Origin of the sequence: Sphingobacterium sp. Ag1, assembly GCF_000988325.1 — a bacterium.
Lineage (GTDB): Bacteria > Bacteroidota > Bacteroidia > Sphingobacteriales > Sphingobacteriaceae > Sphingobacterium.
On record NZ_LBGU01000044.1, the window covers coordinates 133,597 to 151,925 of the forward strand.

Annotated in this window: 9 protein-coding genes; 6 read left to right on the plus strand and 3 right to left on the minus strand. The window is 40.6% G+C overall.

From position 1 onward, the window contains the following. The first annotated feature begins 13 nt into the window (after positions 1–13). From AAW12_RS21450 to AAW12_RS21460, 3 genes are read left to right on the plus strand one after another with little or no spacing between them, the layout of a single operon-like run. Positions 14–1,786 (plus strand): DUF885 family protein, encoded by a 1,773-nt coding sequence (locus AAW12_RS21450; protein WP_197084133.1) that lies wholly within the window; start codon positions 14–16, stop codon positions 1,784–1,786. A 6-nt stretch (positions 1,787–1,792) separates the two neighbouring features. After that, positions 1,793–3,217 (plus strand): APC family permease, encoded by a 1,425-nt coding sequence (locus tag AAW12_RS21455; protein ID WP_046675729.1) that lies wholly within the window; start codon positions 1,793–1,795, stop codon positions 3,215–3,217. Further along, entirely contained in the window at positions 3,204–5,435 is a 2,232-nt protein-coding gene (locus AAW12_RS21460) for a S9 family peptidase (protein ID WP_046675730.1), read from the plus strand. Before AAW12_RS21455 ends, AAW12_RS21460 begins: the two co-directional genes overlap by 14 nt. Positions 5,436–5,696: 261 nt before the next feature. Here the strand turns inward: AAW12_RS21460 and AAW12_RS21465 are convergent, their stop codons facing one another. From AAW12_RS21465 to AAW12_RS21475, 3 genes are all read right to left on the minus strand, one after another. After that, the gene (locus tag AAW12_RS21465) at positions 5,697–7,370 is read right to left on the minus strand and encodes a M1 family metallopeptidase (protein WP_046675731.1); all 1,674 of its coding nucleotides are present in this window, start codon (positions 7,368–7,370) and stop codon (positions 5,697–5,699) included. Between the two features lie 22 nt (positions 7,371–7,392). Continuing rightward, complete coding sequence (locus tag AAW12_RS21470; protein WP_053003918.1) at positions 7,393–9,567, minus strand: S9 family peptidase; 2,175 nt, start codon at positions 9,565–9,567, stop codon at positions 7,393–7,395. 73 nt (positions 9,568–9,640) lie between these two features. After that, on the minus strand, positions 9,641–11,029 hold the full coding sequence (locus AAW12_RS21475) for an aminopeptidase P family protein (protein ID WP_046675732.1): 1,389 nt from the start codon (positions 11,027–11,029) through the stop codon (positions 9,641–9,643). Between the two features lie 497 nt (positions 11,030–11,526). On the opposite strand from AAW12_RS21475, the gene AAW12_RS21480 reads away from it, so the two are divergent. From AAW12_RS21480 to AAW12_RS21490, 3 genes are all read left to right on the plus strand, one after another. Then, the gene (locus AAW12_RS21480; protein ID WP_046675733.1) at positions 11,527–12,411 is read left to right on the plus strand and encodes an AraC family transcriptional regulator; all 885 of its coding nucleotides are present in this window, start codon (positions 11,527–11,529) and stop codon (positions 12,409–12,411) included. A 523-nt stretch (positions 12,412–12,934) separates the two neighbouring features. Next, positions 12,935–16,162 (plus strand): SusC/RagA family TonB-linked outer membrane protein, encoded by a 3,228-nt coding sequence (locus AAW12_RS21485; protein WP_046675734.1) that lies wholly within the window; start codon positions 12,935–12,937, stop codon positions 16,160–16,162. Between the two features lie 50 nt (positions 16,163–16,212). Continuing rightward, positions 16,213–17,694 carry a SusD/RagB family nutrient-binding outer membrane lipoprotein gene (locus tag AAW12_RS21490; RefSeq protein WP_046675735.1) on the plus strand — a complete coding sequence of 494 codons (1,482 nt, stop codon included), beginning with the start codon at positions 16,213–16,215 and terminating at the stop codon, positions 17,692–17,694. Positions 17,695–18,329: the final 635 nt, after the last annotated feature.

Consider the following 18,329-nt stretch of genomic DNA (forward strand, 5'->3'; position numbering starts at 1 on the left):
CAACACCTAAATTATGAATCGTTCTTTTTCTTTTAAAGCCCCCAAAACATTGTTTTATGGACTGCTCTTTCTATTCCCGGTATCCACACATGCACAAAAGATGAAATTATACGACCATACAACTCCTTTAGAACCTTATATCGTGCAATACGGGCACGATGTTGAGGCAATCAACTATTTCTATGGTCCGATGCCCAAAGGCTGGGGCAATCAACAGGCTGCAGCATCGCCCGAACAGCTGGCTCGTCTTCAACGTTTGGATAACGAATATTTGAACAAATTGGACAAATTTCCCTATGAAGAACTTGAAACATCTGGGCAGGTGGATTTTATCTTACTGAAGCGCAAACTAAAAAGTGATCTCCTTGCACTGAAAGAACATGAGTCGAATTACAACAGGTTATCCCTGTATTTACCTTTTGCACAACGAATATTTAAACTCGAAAAGGAACGTCGTCGAGGAAAACGTTTGGCGGGAGAAGATGTCGCGAAAGAGCTGACGCGGGTTGTCGATGAAATCGATCGATCGATAACCGCTTTGCAAGAAAAGACCAATATTCCTGATGCAGATGTGAACTTTTTGGTTGGCCTATTAAATTCTTTGGATTTAAGGATAACAAGCACCTTCGATTTCTATAATGGGTACGACCCTGAATTTACCTGGTGGGTACCCGCCATATTTCAACAGGTGAAAAGTAAATTGTCGGATTATAAGGAGAAATTAGCCGCAAAAAGCGACCGGAAAGTTTTTGATGATGGTAGCCAGATTGCGGGTGTGCCCATTGGCGAAAAAGAAATAAACCGAAGACTCAAAGCTGAAATGATCAGTTATACAGCTGCCGATCTGCTAAAATTGGCTGATCAAGAGTTTAAATGGTGTGAAGCAGAGTTATTGAAAGCGAGTCGTGAAATGGGGTTTGGCGACGACTGGCGGGCAGCACAGGAGCAGGTTAAAAACTCCTACGTTCCAATTGGGAAACAGCCGGAACTCATCCTGAAATTGTATAACGATGCACAGCAGTTTATTCAAAAAAATAAACTCATGGATATTCCTGAACTGGCAGATGAAACTTGGGGAATGATCATGATGACCCCAGAACGTCAGCGTGTCAACCCTTTTTTTACGGGTGGTCGGGAAATTAGTATATCATATCCAACCAACACGATGGATCAACAGGCAAAATTGATGAGTATGCGTGGTAATAATCCTTATTTCTCCCGCGGTACTGTGCAGCATGAATTGGTCCCCGGTCATCATTTGCAATATTTTATGAATAGGCGCTACAAGCCTTATCGCGAGGAAGCGTTTAATACACCCTTTTGGACAGAAGGATGGACACTTTATTGGGAATTATTATTGTATAGTAAAGGATTTGCCAAAACTCCCGAAGAGCGTATAGGAATGTTATTTTGGCGTATGCACCGCTGTGCGCGAATAACCTTTAGTATTAAATTTCATTTGGGTGAATGGACGCCGCAGCAATGCATAGATTACTTGGTAAACAGGGTGGGATTTGAGTCTGCTAATGCCCATGGTGAAGTAAAGAGGTCTTTTGAAGGTTCATATGATCCCTTATACCAGTTGGCTTATCTGGTCGGCGGATTACAACTGATGCGGATCAAAGAGGAGGTGGTTGATCAGGGTAAAATGTCATTTGCTGATTTTCATGATCGTGTGATTAAAGAAAATTACCTGCCCATGGAAATGCTAAGAGCGATTATCAAAGGCGAGCAATTAAAACCAGACCATGAGACAAATTGGAAATTCTATCATTTTAACAACTAGGTGTTTATGAGTGAGTCAAAACAAACTTTTCAAAAGTCGCTGGGATTGCTCGATGCAACGATGCTTGTTGTTGGAAGTATGATTGGTTCTGGAATTTTCATCGTTTCTGCAGATATCGCACGCAATACCGGTTCTGCGGGTTGGATGATGGTTGTCTGGCTAATCTGTGGATTTATGACTTTAACAGCTGCATTGAGTTATGGTGAACTCAGCGCGATGTTTCCCAAGGCCGGTGGCCAATATATTTATCTTCGGGAGGCTTATGGTCCCGTATTGAGTTTTGTATTTGGCTGGACATTTTTTGCTGTGATACAAACCGCGACAATCGCCGCCGTCGGCGTTGCGTTCGCTAAATTCACTGCCTACCTTTTCCCCTTTATGGACGAAGATGTCTATCTGCTTGAATGGTCAGATTACCGCGTCTCGGCAGCACAGGTGCTGGCCATTGCGGTCATTATGGTATTAACCTACATTAATTCAAGGGGTGTAAATAGCGGAAAGCGTGTGCAGACATCCATTACATTGATCAAAATTGGGAGCCTGTTGCTTTTGTTGCTCTTTGGCTTCCTGGCTTTGAAACATGAAGTTTGGGCTTTGAACTGGGACAATATTTCGCTTTGGTCCATGCGCCGCTTAAATGTGGATGGAACCTACACATCTTATGATGGGTTTTCAGCAATGGGTGCTTTTTCTGCGGCTATGGTCGGAGCCCTCTTCAGTAGCGATTCTTGGCACTCATCCTCAGCTGTAGCGGGCGAAATTAAGAATCCGCAACGCAATATCGGATTGAGTCTGGCATTAGGGACTTTGCTGGTCACCGTCATCTATCTGTTGACCAATTTAATGTATACGGGCATATTGCCTTTGGAAGCTATGGTCAACGCACCAAAGGATCGGGTAGCGATGAGTGTGGCACAAGAAGTATTCGGCCCTTTTGGGATCACGATTATAGCCATTATGATCATGATTAGTACCTTCGGTTGCAATAATGGAATTATCCTGGCCGGTGCGAGGGTGTATTATTCCATGGCTAAAGATGGTTTGTTTTTTAAAAGGGCAGGCAAGCTGAATGCACATGCGGTACCCGCCTGGGCCCTCTGGATACAGTGTCTTGCTGCGTCAATATGGTGTTTGAGCGGAAAATATGGTGACTTATTGGATATGATTACCTGTGTGGTCGTGATCTTTTATGTCCTTGCAATTGCAGGTATTATTCGCCTCCGTATCACGCGTCCAGATTTGAACAGACCCTATAAAGCATTTGGATATCCTTTTCTTCCCATTCTTTATATTCTGATGGGGCTAGCCTTTATCGGCTTGATGGTAATTTTTAAACCAAATTATACCTGGCCAGGCATTATCATTGCACTATTGGGTATCCCGATCTATTATTTAATCAATCCTAAGCGAAGAAAATATGAAGTTTCTTAATACAGTGGTTTTGTTGTTGTCTGCACAGTTTCTGTTTGGTCAAGGAACTTTGGTAGATTATACCCGTGCACAAAACCTAAAAAAACAATTGACCAATAAAATCGAAAATCTACCGGGGCAGTTTTATTGGAATGATCGGGGGGACCTGTTTTGGTATGCTCGAAATACGGCGCAGGGAAAAGAGTACATTTTGGTCAATCCCCAGGCAAAAACAAAAGAACCGCTGTTTGATCTAACGAAGGTATTTTCCTTGGTGGATGAAAAGCTGGAACGAAAAGTCGAAAATCGCGTTATTTCCAATGATCAGATAAAATTGATGGATCAAGATCAAGTGTCGCTCGACATCGCGGGCTACTTTTGGATCTGGAACCGCCGTTCCTCGCAATTGAGCCAGGGCGCTGCAAGTGGAAGTAAAGAGCGCAATCCGCGATATTGGGGGCAGCGTGAACAAGGAAATACCTATCGGGAAGTTGAATCTCCAGATAAAATACATGTTGCTTTTATCCGCAACAATAATGTTTTCTTAGCAAAGAAGGGAAACTTAAATCAGGCGCGACAAATTACGTTTGATGGTAATACGTCAAACTACTATAGCAATGATATTCAATGGGCACCGGATAGCCGGAAATTGGCTACAGTAAAAACACAAAAAATAGAGATCAGACAACTGACGCTTATTGAATCTTCCCCTAAAGATCAATTACAGCCAAAGATTCAGACACGAGATTATGTCAAACCTGGTGACGAATTAGCGCAAAAACTACCCGTTTTATATGATCTCGAAAAAGATAAACTGTGGGTATTTGATGCGGAGCTTATACCGAATCAATTTTATCTTTCGGAATTATCCTGGCGAGATGACAGTAGAGCATTTACCTTCGAGTATAACAAACGCGGGCATCAGGTCTATGGTGTCATGCAAATGGATGCCAATAGCGGTATGTCCAGTTATTTGATCCGAGAACAAAATAAGACCTTTATCGATTATAGCGGTAAGAAATATCGGGAGGATCTAGCCGATGGAAAGGAAATTGTGTGGGCTTCTGAGCGTGACGGATGGAACCACCTGTATCTTTATGATGGATCTACTGGAAAAGTGAAAAATCAAATCACAAAGGGAAATTGGGTGGTTCGGAAAGTTGTACATGTCGACGCTGACAAACGAACGGTCATTTTTGAAGGCAGTGGTATGAATGCAGAGGAAGATCCCTATTTGATCCATTATTATTCAATCGGTTTAGATGGAAAGGGCTTAAAACTGCTGACGGAAGAAAATGCAAATCATCAAGCTTTTTTCAATAAAGACTATTCCCAATTTGTGGATACATATTCCCGAGTCGATCAGCCGCCAATTTCAGTATTGCGCGACAACAATGGTCGTCTTATCATGGAACTGGAGAAAACAAACAGCAGTTTGCTCGAAACGGTAGGCTGGCGTGCTCCGGAAGTCTTTAAAGCCAAGGGACGTGATGGTGCAACGGATATTTGGGGTATTATTATTCGACCGACCAATTTTGATCCTGCAAAAAGTTATCCTGTCATCGAATATATTTACGCGGGACCGCATAGTTCTTTCGTGCCCAAATCATTCTACAGCAACCCAAGTGGGATGTATGAATTGGCGGAATTGGGCTTTATCGTGGTGCAGATCGATGGAATGGGGACGTCAAATCGTTCAAAGGCTTTTCATGATATCTGTTGGAAAAATCTGAAAGATGCGGGCTTTCCCGATCGGATCGCCTGGATTCGGGCTGCTTCGAAACAATACAAATACATGGATATCGGTAGAGTAGGGATCTATGGAACGTCGGCTGGCGGTCAAAGCTCGACGGGCGCGCTGTTATTCCATCCGGAGTTTTACAAAGTTGGTGTTTCCTCCTGTGGTTGCCACGATAACCGAATGGATAAAATATGGTGGAACGAGCAATGGATGGGCTGGCCTGTAGGACCTGAATATGCAGCGAGCTCCAATATTGAAAATGCCGCTAAGCTGGAAGGAAATCTTTTGTTGATTGTTGGAGAACTGGATGATAATGTGGATCCTTCATCCACTTTCCAATTGGTTGATGCTTTGATCAAAGCGCGTAAGAACCATGATTTTATTATGGTTCCTGGGATGGGACATTCTTCTGGGGGAGATTATGGTGAACGAAAAAGGAGGGACTATTTTGTTAAACATCTACTTGGCGTAGACCCGCCTGTATGGAGTCAGTATTGATCGTTAGTAGGCTAATGATCCTATAATGAATGATCCAGTAATGTAGGTTTATTGCCTATTTTTTCTGAAAGTACCTGATCTTATTGGACAGAAGGAACCTTCAGTTTGCTTTCATTGCTTTTGGTGTTTGCGAAGTCATGAAGGGTCCAATTGGGAATACTTATGAAGCGATAAGAGTGGTTCAATAAATACAATGCCCCAGAAAGTGACTTACTTTCCGGGGCGTTGCATTTATTTTATGTCTGTAACCTTGAATCCGTTTTATTCGACCAATACGCCAACATAATAGTTGAACGTATCGATATCAATATTATCTTTCGTTAAACCGGCTATTTTAATCGGTCTGAAACGTTGATCCAACTGGATAAGTTCTCTTTTTTGACCTTTTACGCCAATATGTATAGGCATATGGAAGCCTTTGACTTCACTGGTCCATCGGCCCAAGACTCTCCCCGAAGGATCTTGTTTGATTTCCAGTGTAGGAATGGCGGTATGCTGTACATACTGTTCAAATACTTTTAACAGGTCTAAACCGGATTGCTGATTTACGTAGTTGACGATATCATTATAATCGACTTGCTGATGATAAAACCTGCTGTTTAGTCCCCGGAGAATATTTCGCCATTTTTCATCGTTGTCAATCATTGTACGGATCATGTTGAGCATGACACCGCCTTTGGGATACATATCGCCAGATCCTTCTTTATTGACGTGGTAGGGACCCTGTATGGGGCTGTCATTTTGGATTCCAGTTCGGATACCATGCGCGTAAGCCTGGCTGGCTTCTTTGCCATAGAAATAGTCGATAAATAAACCTTCAGAATAATTCGTGAAGCTTTCATGGATCCACATATCGGCCAGATCGGCCGAGGTAATATTGTTGCCAAACCATTCGTGGCCAGATTCGTGGACCACAATAAAATCCCATTTATGTCCCCAGCCAGTTCCCGACGCATCGCCGCCGCGATAGCCATTTTGGTAATGGTTTCCATAAGCGATGGCACTCTGGTGTTCCATGCCTGTATGGTAGGTTTCAACGAGTTTATAGCCATCTTCATAGAACGGATATGGACCAAACCAATGTTCAAAAGCCTCTAAGGTCTGATTGGCATTTTTTTGAAGATGGGCTTTCTTTTCTGCTGTATCATTTTCGCGCAAGATATAGTAATCAACATCCAAAGGCCCTTTTTCACCCTTATATTTTTCCTTAAAATGAACATAATCGCCAATATTGATGGCGACATTGTAGTTGTTGATCGGATTGGAGACTTTCCAATGATATTTGGTATAGCCATCCTTCATCTTTTCTACTTTGACCAGGCGGCCATTGGACACATTCATCACCTCCTTGGGAACGGCAATGGAAATGAGCATACTGTCCACTTCATCGGATTGATGATCTTTGTTTGGCCACCATACACTCGCACCCATACCCTGGCAGGCGGTGGCTACCCAAGGCTTGCCCTTGCTGTCTTTTTTCCAGTCAAAGCCACCATCCCAGGGCGCTTTAACAGCCTCTGTCGGATGACCTTCATAAAACACGGTAAATTCATCCTGTGTCCCTTTCCTGATCGCAGTAGGAAATTCGACAAAGACAGCGTTGTGTTCTCTGGTAAAGGAAAGTTCTTTCCCTTTATAAATGACTTTATTGACTTTAAGATTTGCAAAAAGATCAAATTGCAGGCGGTTAAAATCAGTCGTGGCCTTGAAACGGAAAAGGTTTGAACCTGAAATATATTTATTGTCTATATCCACCTTAACATCCAGATGATAGTATTGGATGTCGTAGCAGGTGCGTAGTGGTGTTAGGTATCCGCGCAGTGAATCCGCTCTGGTGAATTCATTTTTTTCTTTCATCAGCTGCGCTGCCGATTGCTGTATACCTGCGCTCAATAGACCGCAGGTACCCAATGCATATAATAGTATTCTTTTCATTTTTTGATAAAAATTATTCAGTCTATCTTCCCCCCGGAGGGCAATGTAATTTGAGATAGTTTGTAAATAATGTCCTTAAATGCTCATGTGTGCCCTGTCCCTCGCTAATGGAATGGCTGCGGTTCGGATAAGACATCAACTGGAACTGCACGTTATTTTTGATCAGCTCATTGATCAGGACTTCTGCATTTTGATAGTGCACATTGTCGTCTCCAGTTCCATGGATGTAGAGTAGGTTGCCTTTGATATTTTTTGCATATTTCAGTGGCGAGCCGTTTTCAAAATCTGCCAGGTTTTCTTGTGGGAGCCCCATGTAGCGTTCCTGATATACATTGTCGTAAAGTAACTGATTGGCTACCGCGGCAATGGCAATACCGGTTTTATAGATCTGCGGATATTGCCCAAGCAGATTAAGCGTGCTTGATCCGCCACCGCTCCAGCCCCAAACGGCCACGCGTGAATTGTCGACAAACGGCCATTTCAGTATTTCTTGCGTTGCTAGAGCCTGGTCGCGAATATTGAGCTTTCCGATATTGCGGTAGATGCTTTTTCGCCAAGAACTGCCTTTAGGAGCAGGCGTTCCGCGATTATCCAACGAAATATAAATGTAACCGTCCTGCGCCATATTTCCCTTATAGAGACTGTTGTAACCTGCTCCAAAATTGTCTATGACAGTTTGTGATGCGGGTTCGCCGTAGACCATAAAGACAACAGGATACTTTTTATTGGGATCAAAATCCAGGGGCTTTACCATCCAACCATCTAATTCAATACCGTCGGTAGTTTTAACTTTAAAAAACTCCGCAATGCCGTCGCTGACTTTCTTTTCACGTTTCAGTTCAAAGTCTACGCGTATTTTGTGAGTCGGTAATTCAATAACGGCATTGTGCTGTAATGTTGTCCGGTTGCTAAAGTTGAAGATGGCAATTTTACCGTCTTTTGAAATATCATAATCGCAGGTTCCCTCATAGGAGGCTGGAGTCAGTCGTTTTGGAACGCCGCCTTTTGTAGACACACTATAGAGGTATTTTTGTGTCGCATTGCTTGGAGAGGCTGTAAAATAAATAGTTTCATTTTTTTGGTCGAAAAAATCAAGGTTGATCATATCATAATCGGCTTTCATGATCAGTTTTTCATTGCCCGCTAGATCGATCTGGTAAATTTTTCGCCAACCGTCTTTTTCGGATACCCAGATGAAGGCCTTTCCACCTTGAACCCAGTCCCATCCGGAAGGATCGTTGTTGTTCCACCGTGCTTTGATATCAATCCACGAGTCGCTTTGTTCCTGATGTATGTTTTGCGCTTTATTATTGGAAAGCGCAACAGTATAAATCTTGCTCTGATTCTGTTTTCTATTGAGCTGTTCCAAAATAAGTTGTTTGCTATCAAGGCACCATTCCATACGGGGGATATAATGCTGGTTGGGATCTCCGGGGATATTGATCTTTGTGCTCTTTTCATTTGCAAGTTCATAAGTCCATATGGAGCAGGCACTCGGTGATTGTCCCACTTTAGGATACTCCACAGGAATGGTGTAGGAGTAGAGGCTATCGGTATTGTTGATCATCAAGAAATTGCGAATGTTGCGGGCATCCAGTTTCCAATAAGCAATGGAAGCACCATCCGGCGACCAGCGGAAACCATCTTTACAGCCAAATTCTTCTTCGTATACCCAGTCGAAAGTACCATTGATTAAACGGTCTGTACCATCGTTAGTAACCGAAACAATGCTGCCATTCGCGAGATCCTCGAGGTAAATATTATGGTCAGCTTTGTTCACGTAAGCTACTTTATCTGCTTGCGGGTTAAACTTCGCAAACATCAGTTGCGAGGCTGGGAATTTCTTGCCTAGTTGCTGCAATTGATTGGTCTTCTTGTTGTAAACCCAATAATCACCGCGCGTATTCTCTCGCCATACTCTTTTGCTATTGGTATAGATCAAAATAAGCTCCTTATTTTTGGAGATGGAAAAATTTTCGACCTTTAAGGCCGCCGTCGCGCCTTTTGGAATAAGTAATTGCTGCGAAAGGAAGACTGTCCGCATGCCATTTATCGGATTTACCGTTTCTATTCCCTTGTCGGAAAATTCATAATACTGGTCACCATGATCTGTCCACAATCGCTGTGCAACAAGTAAATTTGGCGCATAAAAAACCAGTATAAGGATAATAAAGATTAACTGTTTAATTCTGTTCATTTGTTTATCTGTTTTTTTTAAGAATCCCCGAAAAAGATTTCAGTTCACTTTCAAGGTTTTATCACGAGTTTATTTAGTCAATTGGATTGTCTTTAAGCTGATAGATTTCCTGGATTTCACGTTCAAGGTATTGTCCGAGACGTCGGTATCCATTCTGCTCGATCAAGTAATTGTCTTCAATACGAACCCCACCAAAATCAAGGTGTTTATTTAAGAAATCATAGTTGATAAATTCTTTGTGTAAATTTTGTTGCTCCCAAAGCTGCGTTAGTTCTGGAATAATATAGATGCCGGGTTCAACGGTTAGCACATTGCCGACTTCCAGTTTCTTACCGAGCCGCAGCGATTTAATGCCAAAAGTTTGGGTATCCTTTGGTTCTGCTTCGGTATAACCAACATATTGCTCGCCGAGATCTTCCATATCATGTACATCGAGGCCGAGCATATGGCCGAGTCCACATTGGAAGAAAAGTGCATGGGCATGGTTCGCGACAGCATCTTGCGTATTCCCTTTCATAAATCCTGTTTGTATAAGTCCGTCTACAAGCGCTTCACAAGCTTTTAAATGAATTTCTTTAAAGTGGATTCCGGCAGTCAGGAGCTGCTCTGCCGTTTTAAACGCATGTAAAACGATCTGGTATATTTCCTCTTGTAACGAAGTGAAACGTTTTCCTACAGGAAAGGTTCTGGTCAAGTCTGACGCATAGCCCATAGCGGTTTCGACACCCGAATCATTGAGCAGCAGATCACCTGCATAAAGTTGGTGAAATTGCATATGATTGTGTAGGATTTCACCCCGTTTTGTTACTATCGGTGGATAGGAGAAGGAGGTGCCCTGATCTTGCGCAAAATGCTGCATGGCATTACTGATCTGATATTCGTAACAGTTGGGTTTTGTCATACGCATAGCGATACGATGCATCTCAACGGCAATATCTACCGCTTTCTCCAGTTCGAGGATTTCTTCTGCCGATTTAATGCTTCTTTGTGCGACGACTGCTTTAATCAAAGTCACAGAGGGGGTGAGCTGATTTGCAGTACGGCCGGTTAGCTGCTCTAGTAATAATTTATTATGCGACTGATAAGGAGGAAGATAGTGAATATCCTCCTGTTTTCCTTTGCTTAGATAGCCGAAGAGTTGATTGAAAGGCAGAATCTTGCTGATACCCGAAAGGTCGGCCTTTTCAGCTAAAGTCTGCTGTTGACCCATCCAAACAATATCGTCGATTGTCATTTCGTCGCCAAATAGTATGGTCTCGTTTTTTTCAGCATCCAATACAGCCGCCAAACGTGGACTTTTGATGCCGATATAATATAAAAAGCTGCTGTCTTGACGAAATGGATAGGTATTGTGCTCAAAATTGATCGGATTTTCAATGTTACCTAGCAATAGAATTTTGCCAGTTGTGATCTTTGATAACAGATTATTTCGGCGTTTAAGATATATTTCTTTTTTGAACATAAGTTATAGAAATTAAAGGACGTAATGTTTCTTTGCTAAAATCGTGAATTGTTCCACTTCGGCCTGAAGCAGGATTGTCTATCTAAGGGATTATTGCCCAATACGAATATCGTAAAATTTGTGCGCTTCAAAATCAATAATTTAACAGGCCTATTTTGGATCAGTAGCGATTGTCATTGTTACAAAATAATATAATCGCTTTTTTTATATTAAAAAGAACCAAAAATGAAATTTAATAAAGTTCAGTCTTTCCATTGAATAATAATTATCACAATTTATCAATGTCTAATTGTATTTTAACCCATTTTTTTGCTAACCATCTATTTTTGTTGCGAATTCTCTGTTTTGTTTGAGATATAATTAAAGGATTATTAAATATTGTCGAATTCTAAACATATTTTAGTATACTATTTTTATGTTTTATTCGAAAGTAGTGTTGTTGCTTTGGAGTTGTTATATTTATGTTAACTAAGCAGTAACATAAACTAAACAAACCTATGAAAACGCTCCAATTTAATGTGCCGACCATGCGAGGACAAAGCTTGACAATACAAGAAGATGTATTAGAAACCTTTTATCCTCATTTTCATCGACATCAAGAAGCTCAATTAATGTGGATAAAAAAAGGTAAGGGAGTTTTGATTGTGGAGGACACCTTACATCCTTTTAAGGAAAATGATATTTTCTTTTTGGGAGCGAATCAACCACATGTATTTAAGTCTGCCTCCCAGGACGGATTCTCGAATGAATCTCGCTCCGTTTCCATTTTTTTCGATCCAAATGGAAAGCTGAAATCCCTATTTTCGCTGGAGGAATTTGAATCGCTGAATCAGTTTATTTATAACAACTCAAGAGGGTTTAAAGTTCCCGATTCATATTTTTCCCAAATAGCAGAACGGGTCTGTTTATTAAAATCTGCGGACCAAATGGATAAGTTAATGCACTTTTTCTATTTATTAAGAGCATTGGCAAATATTTCACGGGAGGCGGAAGCACTTTGTAACGAACGGGTGGAAGTTGCCTTTGATACGATGCACGGATCAAATCGCATTAATTTCATCTGCAATTATATTAAGGAGCACTATAAAGACGAAATTACGCTGGAAGATGTTGCTGACCATGCAAATCTTACTCCGCAGGCATTTTGTCGATATTTTAAAAAGCATTGTGGTGTTACTTTTGTTACCTATCTCAATAGAATAAGAGTCAAGGAAGTATGTAACCAGTTAAATGAAGATCACTTGGACAGTGTTTCATTTATTGCCTATAACTGCGGATTTAATAGCATTACCAATTTTAATCGGGTTTTTAAGCAAATCGTTGGCTGCAATCCGAAAGAGTACGTGCAGCAGTATAAACAAACACTTTACTCTGTGATTTAAACACGATTCTGATGGATATTCGATTGTTGCGTCATCACAAGTTTATATTGCTGAATGTGTTTCACTAAGAATTGGGATAAGGTTAGGCAGCGGTATAAAACTCGTGATGACGGAATTTGGATATTTTCAAACTTTTCTAAATAGCGTTAAAAAGTAATTTTTTTTACGATTATTTGCTAAAAATCGTTGGTAATTCTCTTTTTTTTGACTTCTGTTGTTCTCTTTTTAAACCCAAATGGTCGGATTGTGTGCTAAAATACCGTGAGTGAGGATGGGTCTGTGTCTTTTTTGGATTTAAATTACAGAAATCGTAATAAAACCTCGATAAATCTGGTTTTATTGTATCCCTGTGTCATATAATGTCTTTTTTCCTGTAAATTGAGTTGGCTATAATTGATTATTTAACACTTAGGGTTAATAATTGGGCAATACTGGTCAAAATTCGGTTAACAATGAAAGCATTGTGCTTATAACTTAGTTATTATAAAAAGCACTATAAACTAATACATCTGAAACTAAACTTATGAACAGAAAAAGTATTGCTATGCTAGCTGCTACCGTCTTGGTAAGTTCGGCAGTATACGCACAAACAGTTTTGAAGGGGAAGGTGGTCGACCAAGACGGGAAACCTATCCCTGGAGTTACAATCACGCTAAGAGATGGAACAGCAACCCAAAGTGGACAAAATGGTGAATTTACGATTAACTATAAGCAGGCAGGGACATTAAGTGTGTCGGCAGTGGGTTATGACCGTAAAGTGGTAAATTTGACCAATCAGACTTCGCTTCAGGTCACGCTTTTATCGGATGAGACAAATTTGGACGAAGTTGTTGTAACGGCAATGGGAATCACGAGAGACAAAAAATCCCTAGGGTCGGCGGTTCAAGAGGTAAAAGCTAAGGAACTAACGGATGCTGGTCAATTGAGCTTAACAGGTGCACTTTCCGGAAAAGTTGCAGGGGTACAGGTTAATCAATTTGGTGGTGCTGTGGGGGCATCCGCGAGGATTTCAATTCGTGGTAATACGTCCCTTCTTTCGGATCAACAGCCCCTAATAGTAGTTGATGGTGTTCCAATTTCCAATAATGCTGTTCGTTCGGGGGATAATACCTATTCCGGCGTAGATTATGGATCTGGATTAAATGATATTAATCCGGAAGATATCGAAAGCGTTGTTACGCTGAAAGGTGGTTCAGCAGCACTTTATGGTATGCGAGCTGGTAAAGGTGTTATCTTAATTACGACAAAGTCTGGAAAAAGAGCGAAAGACGGTGTTCTTTTGTCTTACGATGGCAACTTTTCAATAGATAGACCCTCAACTATTCCAAAATATCAAAACTCATATGGTCAAGGAAATCGAGGAGACGAATATCATTACAATTCGTTAGGCAGCGGTTTAACCTATCAGCAATATGCACAGCAAAAATCTTTTAGTTATAAAGACGGAGCAGGAGGTGGCGTTAACGATGGCTTTGACGAATCATGGGGACCTCGGTTGGATATAGGATTACAATTGCCTCAATTCAATAGTCCTGTGGTAAATGGCGTTCGACAAGCGACTCCATGGATATCACATCCTAATAACGTGAAAGATTTTTTCCAAACCGGATACTCTCAGAATCACAACCTTTCCTTGTTAGCAAAAAATGAAAGATCCTCTACTCGTGCTTCGTTGTCTTTTCGTGATCAAAAAGGAACCGTGCCAAACACGGATCAAAAAAAGTATTCTGCTCAATTGAACAATGAGTACAAGATCAACGATAAGTTTTCATATGATATCATGTCTAATTTTACGAGGACGGAAAGTGGTAATTTGATTATGCAAGGATATGATGGTGCAAACCCAATGAATGGTTTGATTTGGTTTGGTCGCCAAGTAGATATGCAAGACTTAAAGAAAAATTGGGATCAAAGAGATGCACAAGGGAATTATACCTATTATAATTGGAATTCCAATTATCATATGAATCCTTTTTATACCATGCACAATTCTTTAAATTCATTGAAAACCAATCGGATTTTTGGAAAATCATCCCTATACTATCAACCTTATGAATTTTTAAAATTTGAAGGAAGAGTAGGATTGGATTATTACCATACGAATATCTTCGAACGGAACTATTATAATTTTGATCACCCACTGGGAAGTTTCAATGAAATTAAGAGCAGCAACTCGGAATTTAATGCGGACTTCTTAGCCAATTTCAATAAGCAGTTTGGCGATTTCAATATTTTAGCAATCGTAGGAGCCAATTACCGTGACAATCAGTTTGAATCAAACAGTTTAGGCGCTAGTGGATTAAACGTATTAGGCGTGTATACGATTACCAACAAAATAGGGGATGCAGTAACAAATATGGACCACGCGCATAATCGCTCCAATTCTGTTTATAGCCAGGCTTCTATTGGTTGGAAAGACCAGCTTTATCTTGATGCGACAGCGCGTAATGATTGGTCCTCAACAATTACGAAATCGTTTTTCTATCCTTCAGCAAGTTTAAGTTGGATTCCAACAACGTCCTTTGCCAATTTAAAGGGAAGCGCGTTGTCGTTCTGGAAACTTCGACTGAATATCGCTAAAGTTGGAAATGCAACAACTCCGTATAGAAATGGGAACTATTACTATGCACAAGCAAATGCTTTTAACGGTATTGCCCAGATGTATAAAAGTATGACCTATGCAATTAATAATTTGGAGCCTGAATCAATTTATTCTTGGGAAACCGGTACAGAGATTGGATTTTTAAATGACCGGATTCATGCCGATTTCACGTATTACCATAAGAATGCGAAGAAGCAAATCCTTCCCGTAACAACGTCCAATGTGGTCGGATTTAGTAGTATGGTATTAAATGCTGGTAACATTGAAAGTAAGGGGGTCGAGCTGCAGTTGAGAGGGGATATCTTAAAAAATGAAAATGGCCTGAATTGGACAACAACCATAAACTATTCAAGAGATCGCAATAAAATTTTGGAATTGTATCCTCAGTTAAATTTAACAACCTATCAATTAGGTTGGACTTGGGGTATCGCAAATACTGCAACTGTTGGAGAAGCTTGGGGCGCGTTGAGAAGTACTGGATATGACCGTGTGGAAGATGGAGCTATGAAAGGTGCTATCAAAGTAAATGAAAGTGGTTTGGTTATGTCTAAACCTAATCAGATTATTGGAAATGTTACGCCAGACTATCTAGCAAGTATGCGGAATGATTTCAGATATAAGGATTTTAGCTTTGGTTTTATGCTTGATTTCCGAAAAGGTGGAGATATTTGGTCACAAACGATGAGTCATGCATATACAACAGGGGTTGCTGAAATCACCGCCGCCAATGGCGTACGTGAACGGGCTATTGTCGCTGGTAAAGACGTCATGAGTAATGAGCGTTTTGCAATGTCCGATGGTAAAGGAGGGTGGATTGCCAATACTATTGAAACAAATGCGCAAGATTGGTTCGAATCAGGAGGTATTGCAGAAAGCTACGTGTTTGATGGGTCTTTCCTCAAATTGCGCGAAGCCTATTTGACTTATACGATTCCTTCACATCTTTACAGTAAGATTAAAGGGATTAAACGCGCAAACGTCTCGTTGATTGGATCGAATTTGGCATTGTTATGGGTTCACAAATCAAATACAATGCGTTTGGATCCTGAAACCAGTGGTGTGTCAAGCGATAGCCGCGGTGTTGGTTTTGAACAGGCTACAGTGCCTTCTTCAAGAAGTATTGGATTTAAATTAGGATTTTCATTTTAGTGTAATTAAAAAGTAACTCGTATAGAATTACTCTGGATAAGATAGAAACTATGAAAAGTTTATTTATAAAATTAAGTATACCTGCCTTGGCATCAATGATGTTTTTTTCGGGGTGTACCAAGAGTTTTGATGAGATCAATGTTGATCCAGATGCATTGCCAAATGTACCCCCAGGAAATATGTTGACCAATGTATTAAGAAATACTGCGGAATCCTTTGGAGGGGATGTGGATGGTTATGGAACGTTTGCGGGCTATATTGTGAAAATTCAATATATGGACTATATGTCCGGCTTGATCCCAACGAATAATACCTACGGGAATCGTTGGTATAATTGTTATTATAATAATACCCAGATCAAAGATCTGCTGGCCAAAACCGAAGATAAGGCCGAAGCATTTAAAAACGTGCGGACCATCGGTAGAATTTGGCAGAATTACATGTGGTTTTTGTTGACAGAAGGCTGGCGCGATATTCCTTATTCCGAAGCACTTAAGGGGCTTCCAAATGAAGGAAGTATCTTGCTCGCAAAATATGATAAACAAGAAGATATCTACCCTGCCATCATGGCTGACCTGAAAAAGATTTCAGATGAAATGGCTGCAGGAATAGGGACTGACGATGTAGGCGATTTCGACGTTATTTATGGCGGGGATATGGCGATGTGGAAAAAATTCTGTAATTCATTGCGATTGAGAATGGCAATCCGTATCTCTGGGGTTTCTTCCAGTTTAGCTAAATCTACAGTAGAAGAAATCGCAGGTAATCCAACTAAATATCCATTAATCGTGAGTAACGATGAAAATTGTTATGTTGATTTTCCTGGTGCATTACCTTATTTTGAACCTTGGTATAATTCGGGTATCTATGGAAAGCGAATTGATAACTGGGCATTGTCAGATATTTTTATAGATCATATGGTTACCACAAATGATCCGCGGATAGCTGCTATCGCTCAGAAGACAGATGCAGATACTTATAAAGGATATCCAAATGGGGCGAAATCAGGACCAGAGGTATTGCGGTCTGTTTCGTGGATTGGAGAGAAATATATGGGTGATCCTGCAGGGTTTATTCCTTTTTATAAATCTTGTGAAACGTATTATAGTTTGGCTGAAGCAGCAATGTTAGGTTATAATGTGGGTATCACAGCAAAAGATGCTTATGAAAAAGCGGTAAATCTTTCTATGAAAGAAAATGGCGTCTCTCAGACCGGGATAGATACCTACCTAGCCGGTGCTGGAAAATGGAATAATACAAAAGAACGTATTTGGTGGGATGAATGGGTAGCACTTTTTAAAGAAAATTATGAGGCTTGGAGTTTGTATCGAAGAACAGGTGTGCCGACAACAAATTACCCTTCTTTGAACTCAGTATATGGTTCAGCGCATAATGATCAGCCATGGAGAGCTCCTTATCCTAATAGCGAATATCAAAATAATAAACTCAACGTGGAAGCGGCAGCCACTAAAGTAAAAGATTTTGTGTGGGGTGAACAGATGTGGTGGGATAAACGGACAGGAAAATTTTAGTTTCATATGTTTATTTTTACGCAGCGAGGCAACTTCCGTTGTCTCGCTGTCTTTTTTTATAACCCTTAAATCCCGTCAGTAATAGATATTTGTTTACGACATTTTGAATTCAAATGGACGTGTAAGACAGGTAGAATGGCTTCTCTTTGGTGCTGACTAATTGAGGATCACGTTCTATACACTGCAGACCTTTTGCGGATAACTTAGCGGGGGGCAACTCCAAAACCAAGCATAGAAATACCAAAGGGATCCTGTCTTTTTTCCTCTTAATTTTTTTCGAATCAACTGTGGATCAAGTAGGAATTATATTATAGTTTTAGACAGTGCTTGTTCAGTGCTTGTTCAGTGCTTGTTCAGTGCTCGTTCAGTGATAGCTCAGTAGTGACTGGATAATTAGTGAACAAGCACTGTCTAAAAATTGATTGAAAATTGTGATTAGCTCTAAGTTGATATGTGGATGTGATGCTAATTGTCTACCCATTCGACTTCTGGAAATAAACCTAAAGACCTTCAAACAGGAATAGCGATTCAAAAAAGCAGATCTATACTTGCAATTGACGAAAAAAAATAGGCAAAAAAAAAGGTTTTCAAACGGGGAGAATGAAAACCTTAAATAACCAATTATAAACCTAAAT

Coding starts and splice junctions, on each gene's coding strand:
- AAW12_RS21485 (WP_046675734.1), top strand. CDS start 12,935: ATGAACAGAAAAAGTATTGCTATGCTAGCTGCTACCGTCTTGGTAAGT.
- AAW12_RS21470 (WP_053003918.1), bottom strand. CDS start 9,567: ATGAACAGAATTAAACAGTTAATCTTTATTATCCTTATACTGGTTTTT.
- AAW12_RS21455 (WP_046675729.1), top strand. CDS start 1,793: ATGAGTGAGTCAAAACAAACTTTTCAAAAGTCGCTGGGATTGCTCGAT.
- AAW12_RS21490 (WP_046675735.1), top strand. CDS start 16,213: ATGAAAAGTTTATTTATAAAATTAAGTATACCTGCCTTGGCATCAATG.
- AAW12_RS21480 (WP_046675733.1), top strand. CDS start 11,527: ATGAAAACGCTCCAATTTAATGTGCCGACCATGCGAGGACAAAGCTTG.
- AAW12_RS21475 (WP_046675732.1), bottom strand. CDS start 11,029: ATGTTCAAAAAAGAAATATATCTTAAACGCCGAAATAATCTGTTATCA.
- AAW12_RS21460 (WP_046675730.1), top strand. CDS start 3,204: ATGAAGTTTCTTAATACAGTGGTTTTGTTGTTGTCTGCACAGTTTCTG.
- AAW12_RS21450 (WP_197084133.1), top strand. CDS start 14: ATGAATCGTTCTTTTTCTTTTAAAGCCCCCAAAACATTGTTTTATGGA.
- AAW12_RS21465 (WP_046675731.1), bottom strand. CDS start 7,370: ATGAAAAGAATACTATTATATGCATTGGGTACCTGCGGTCTATTGAGC.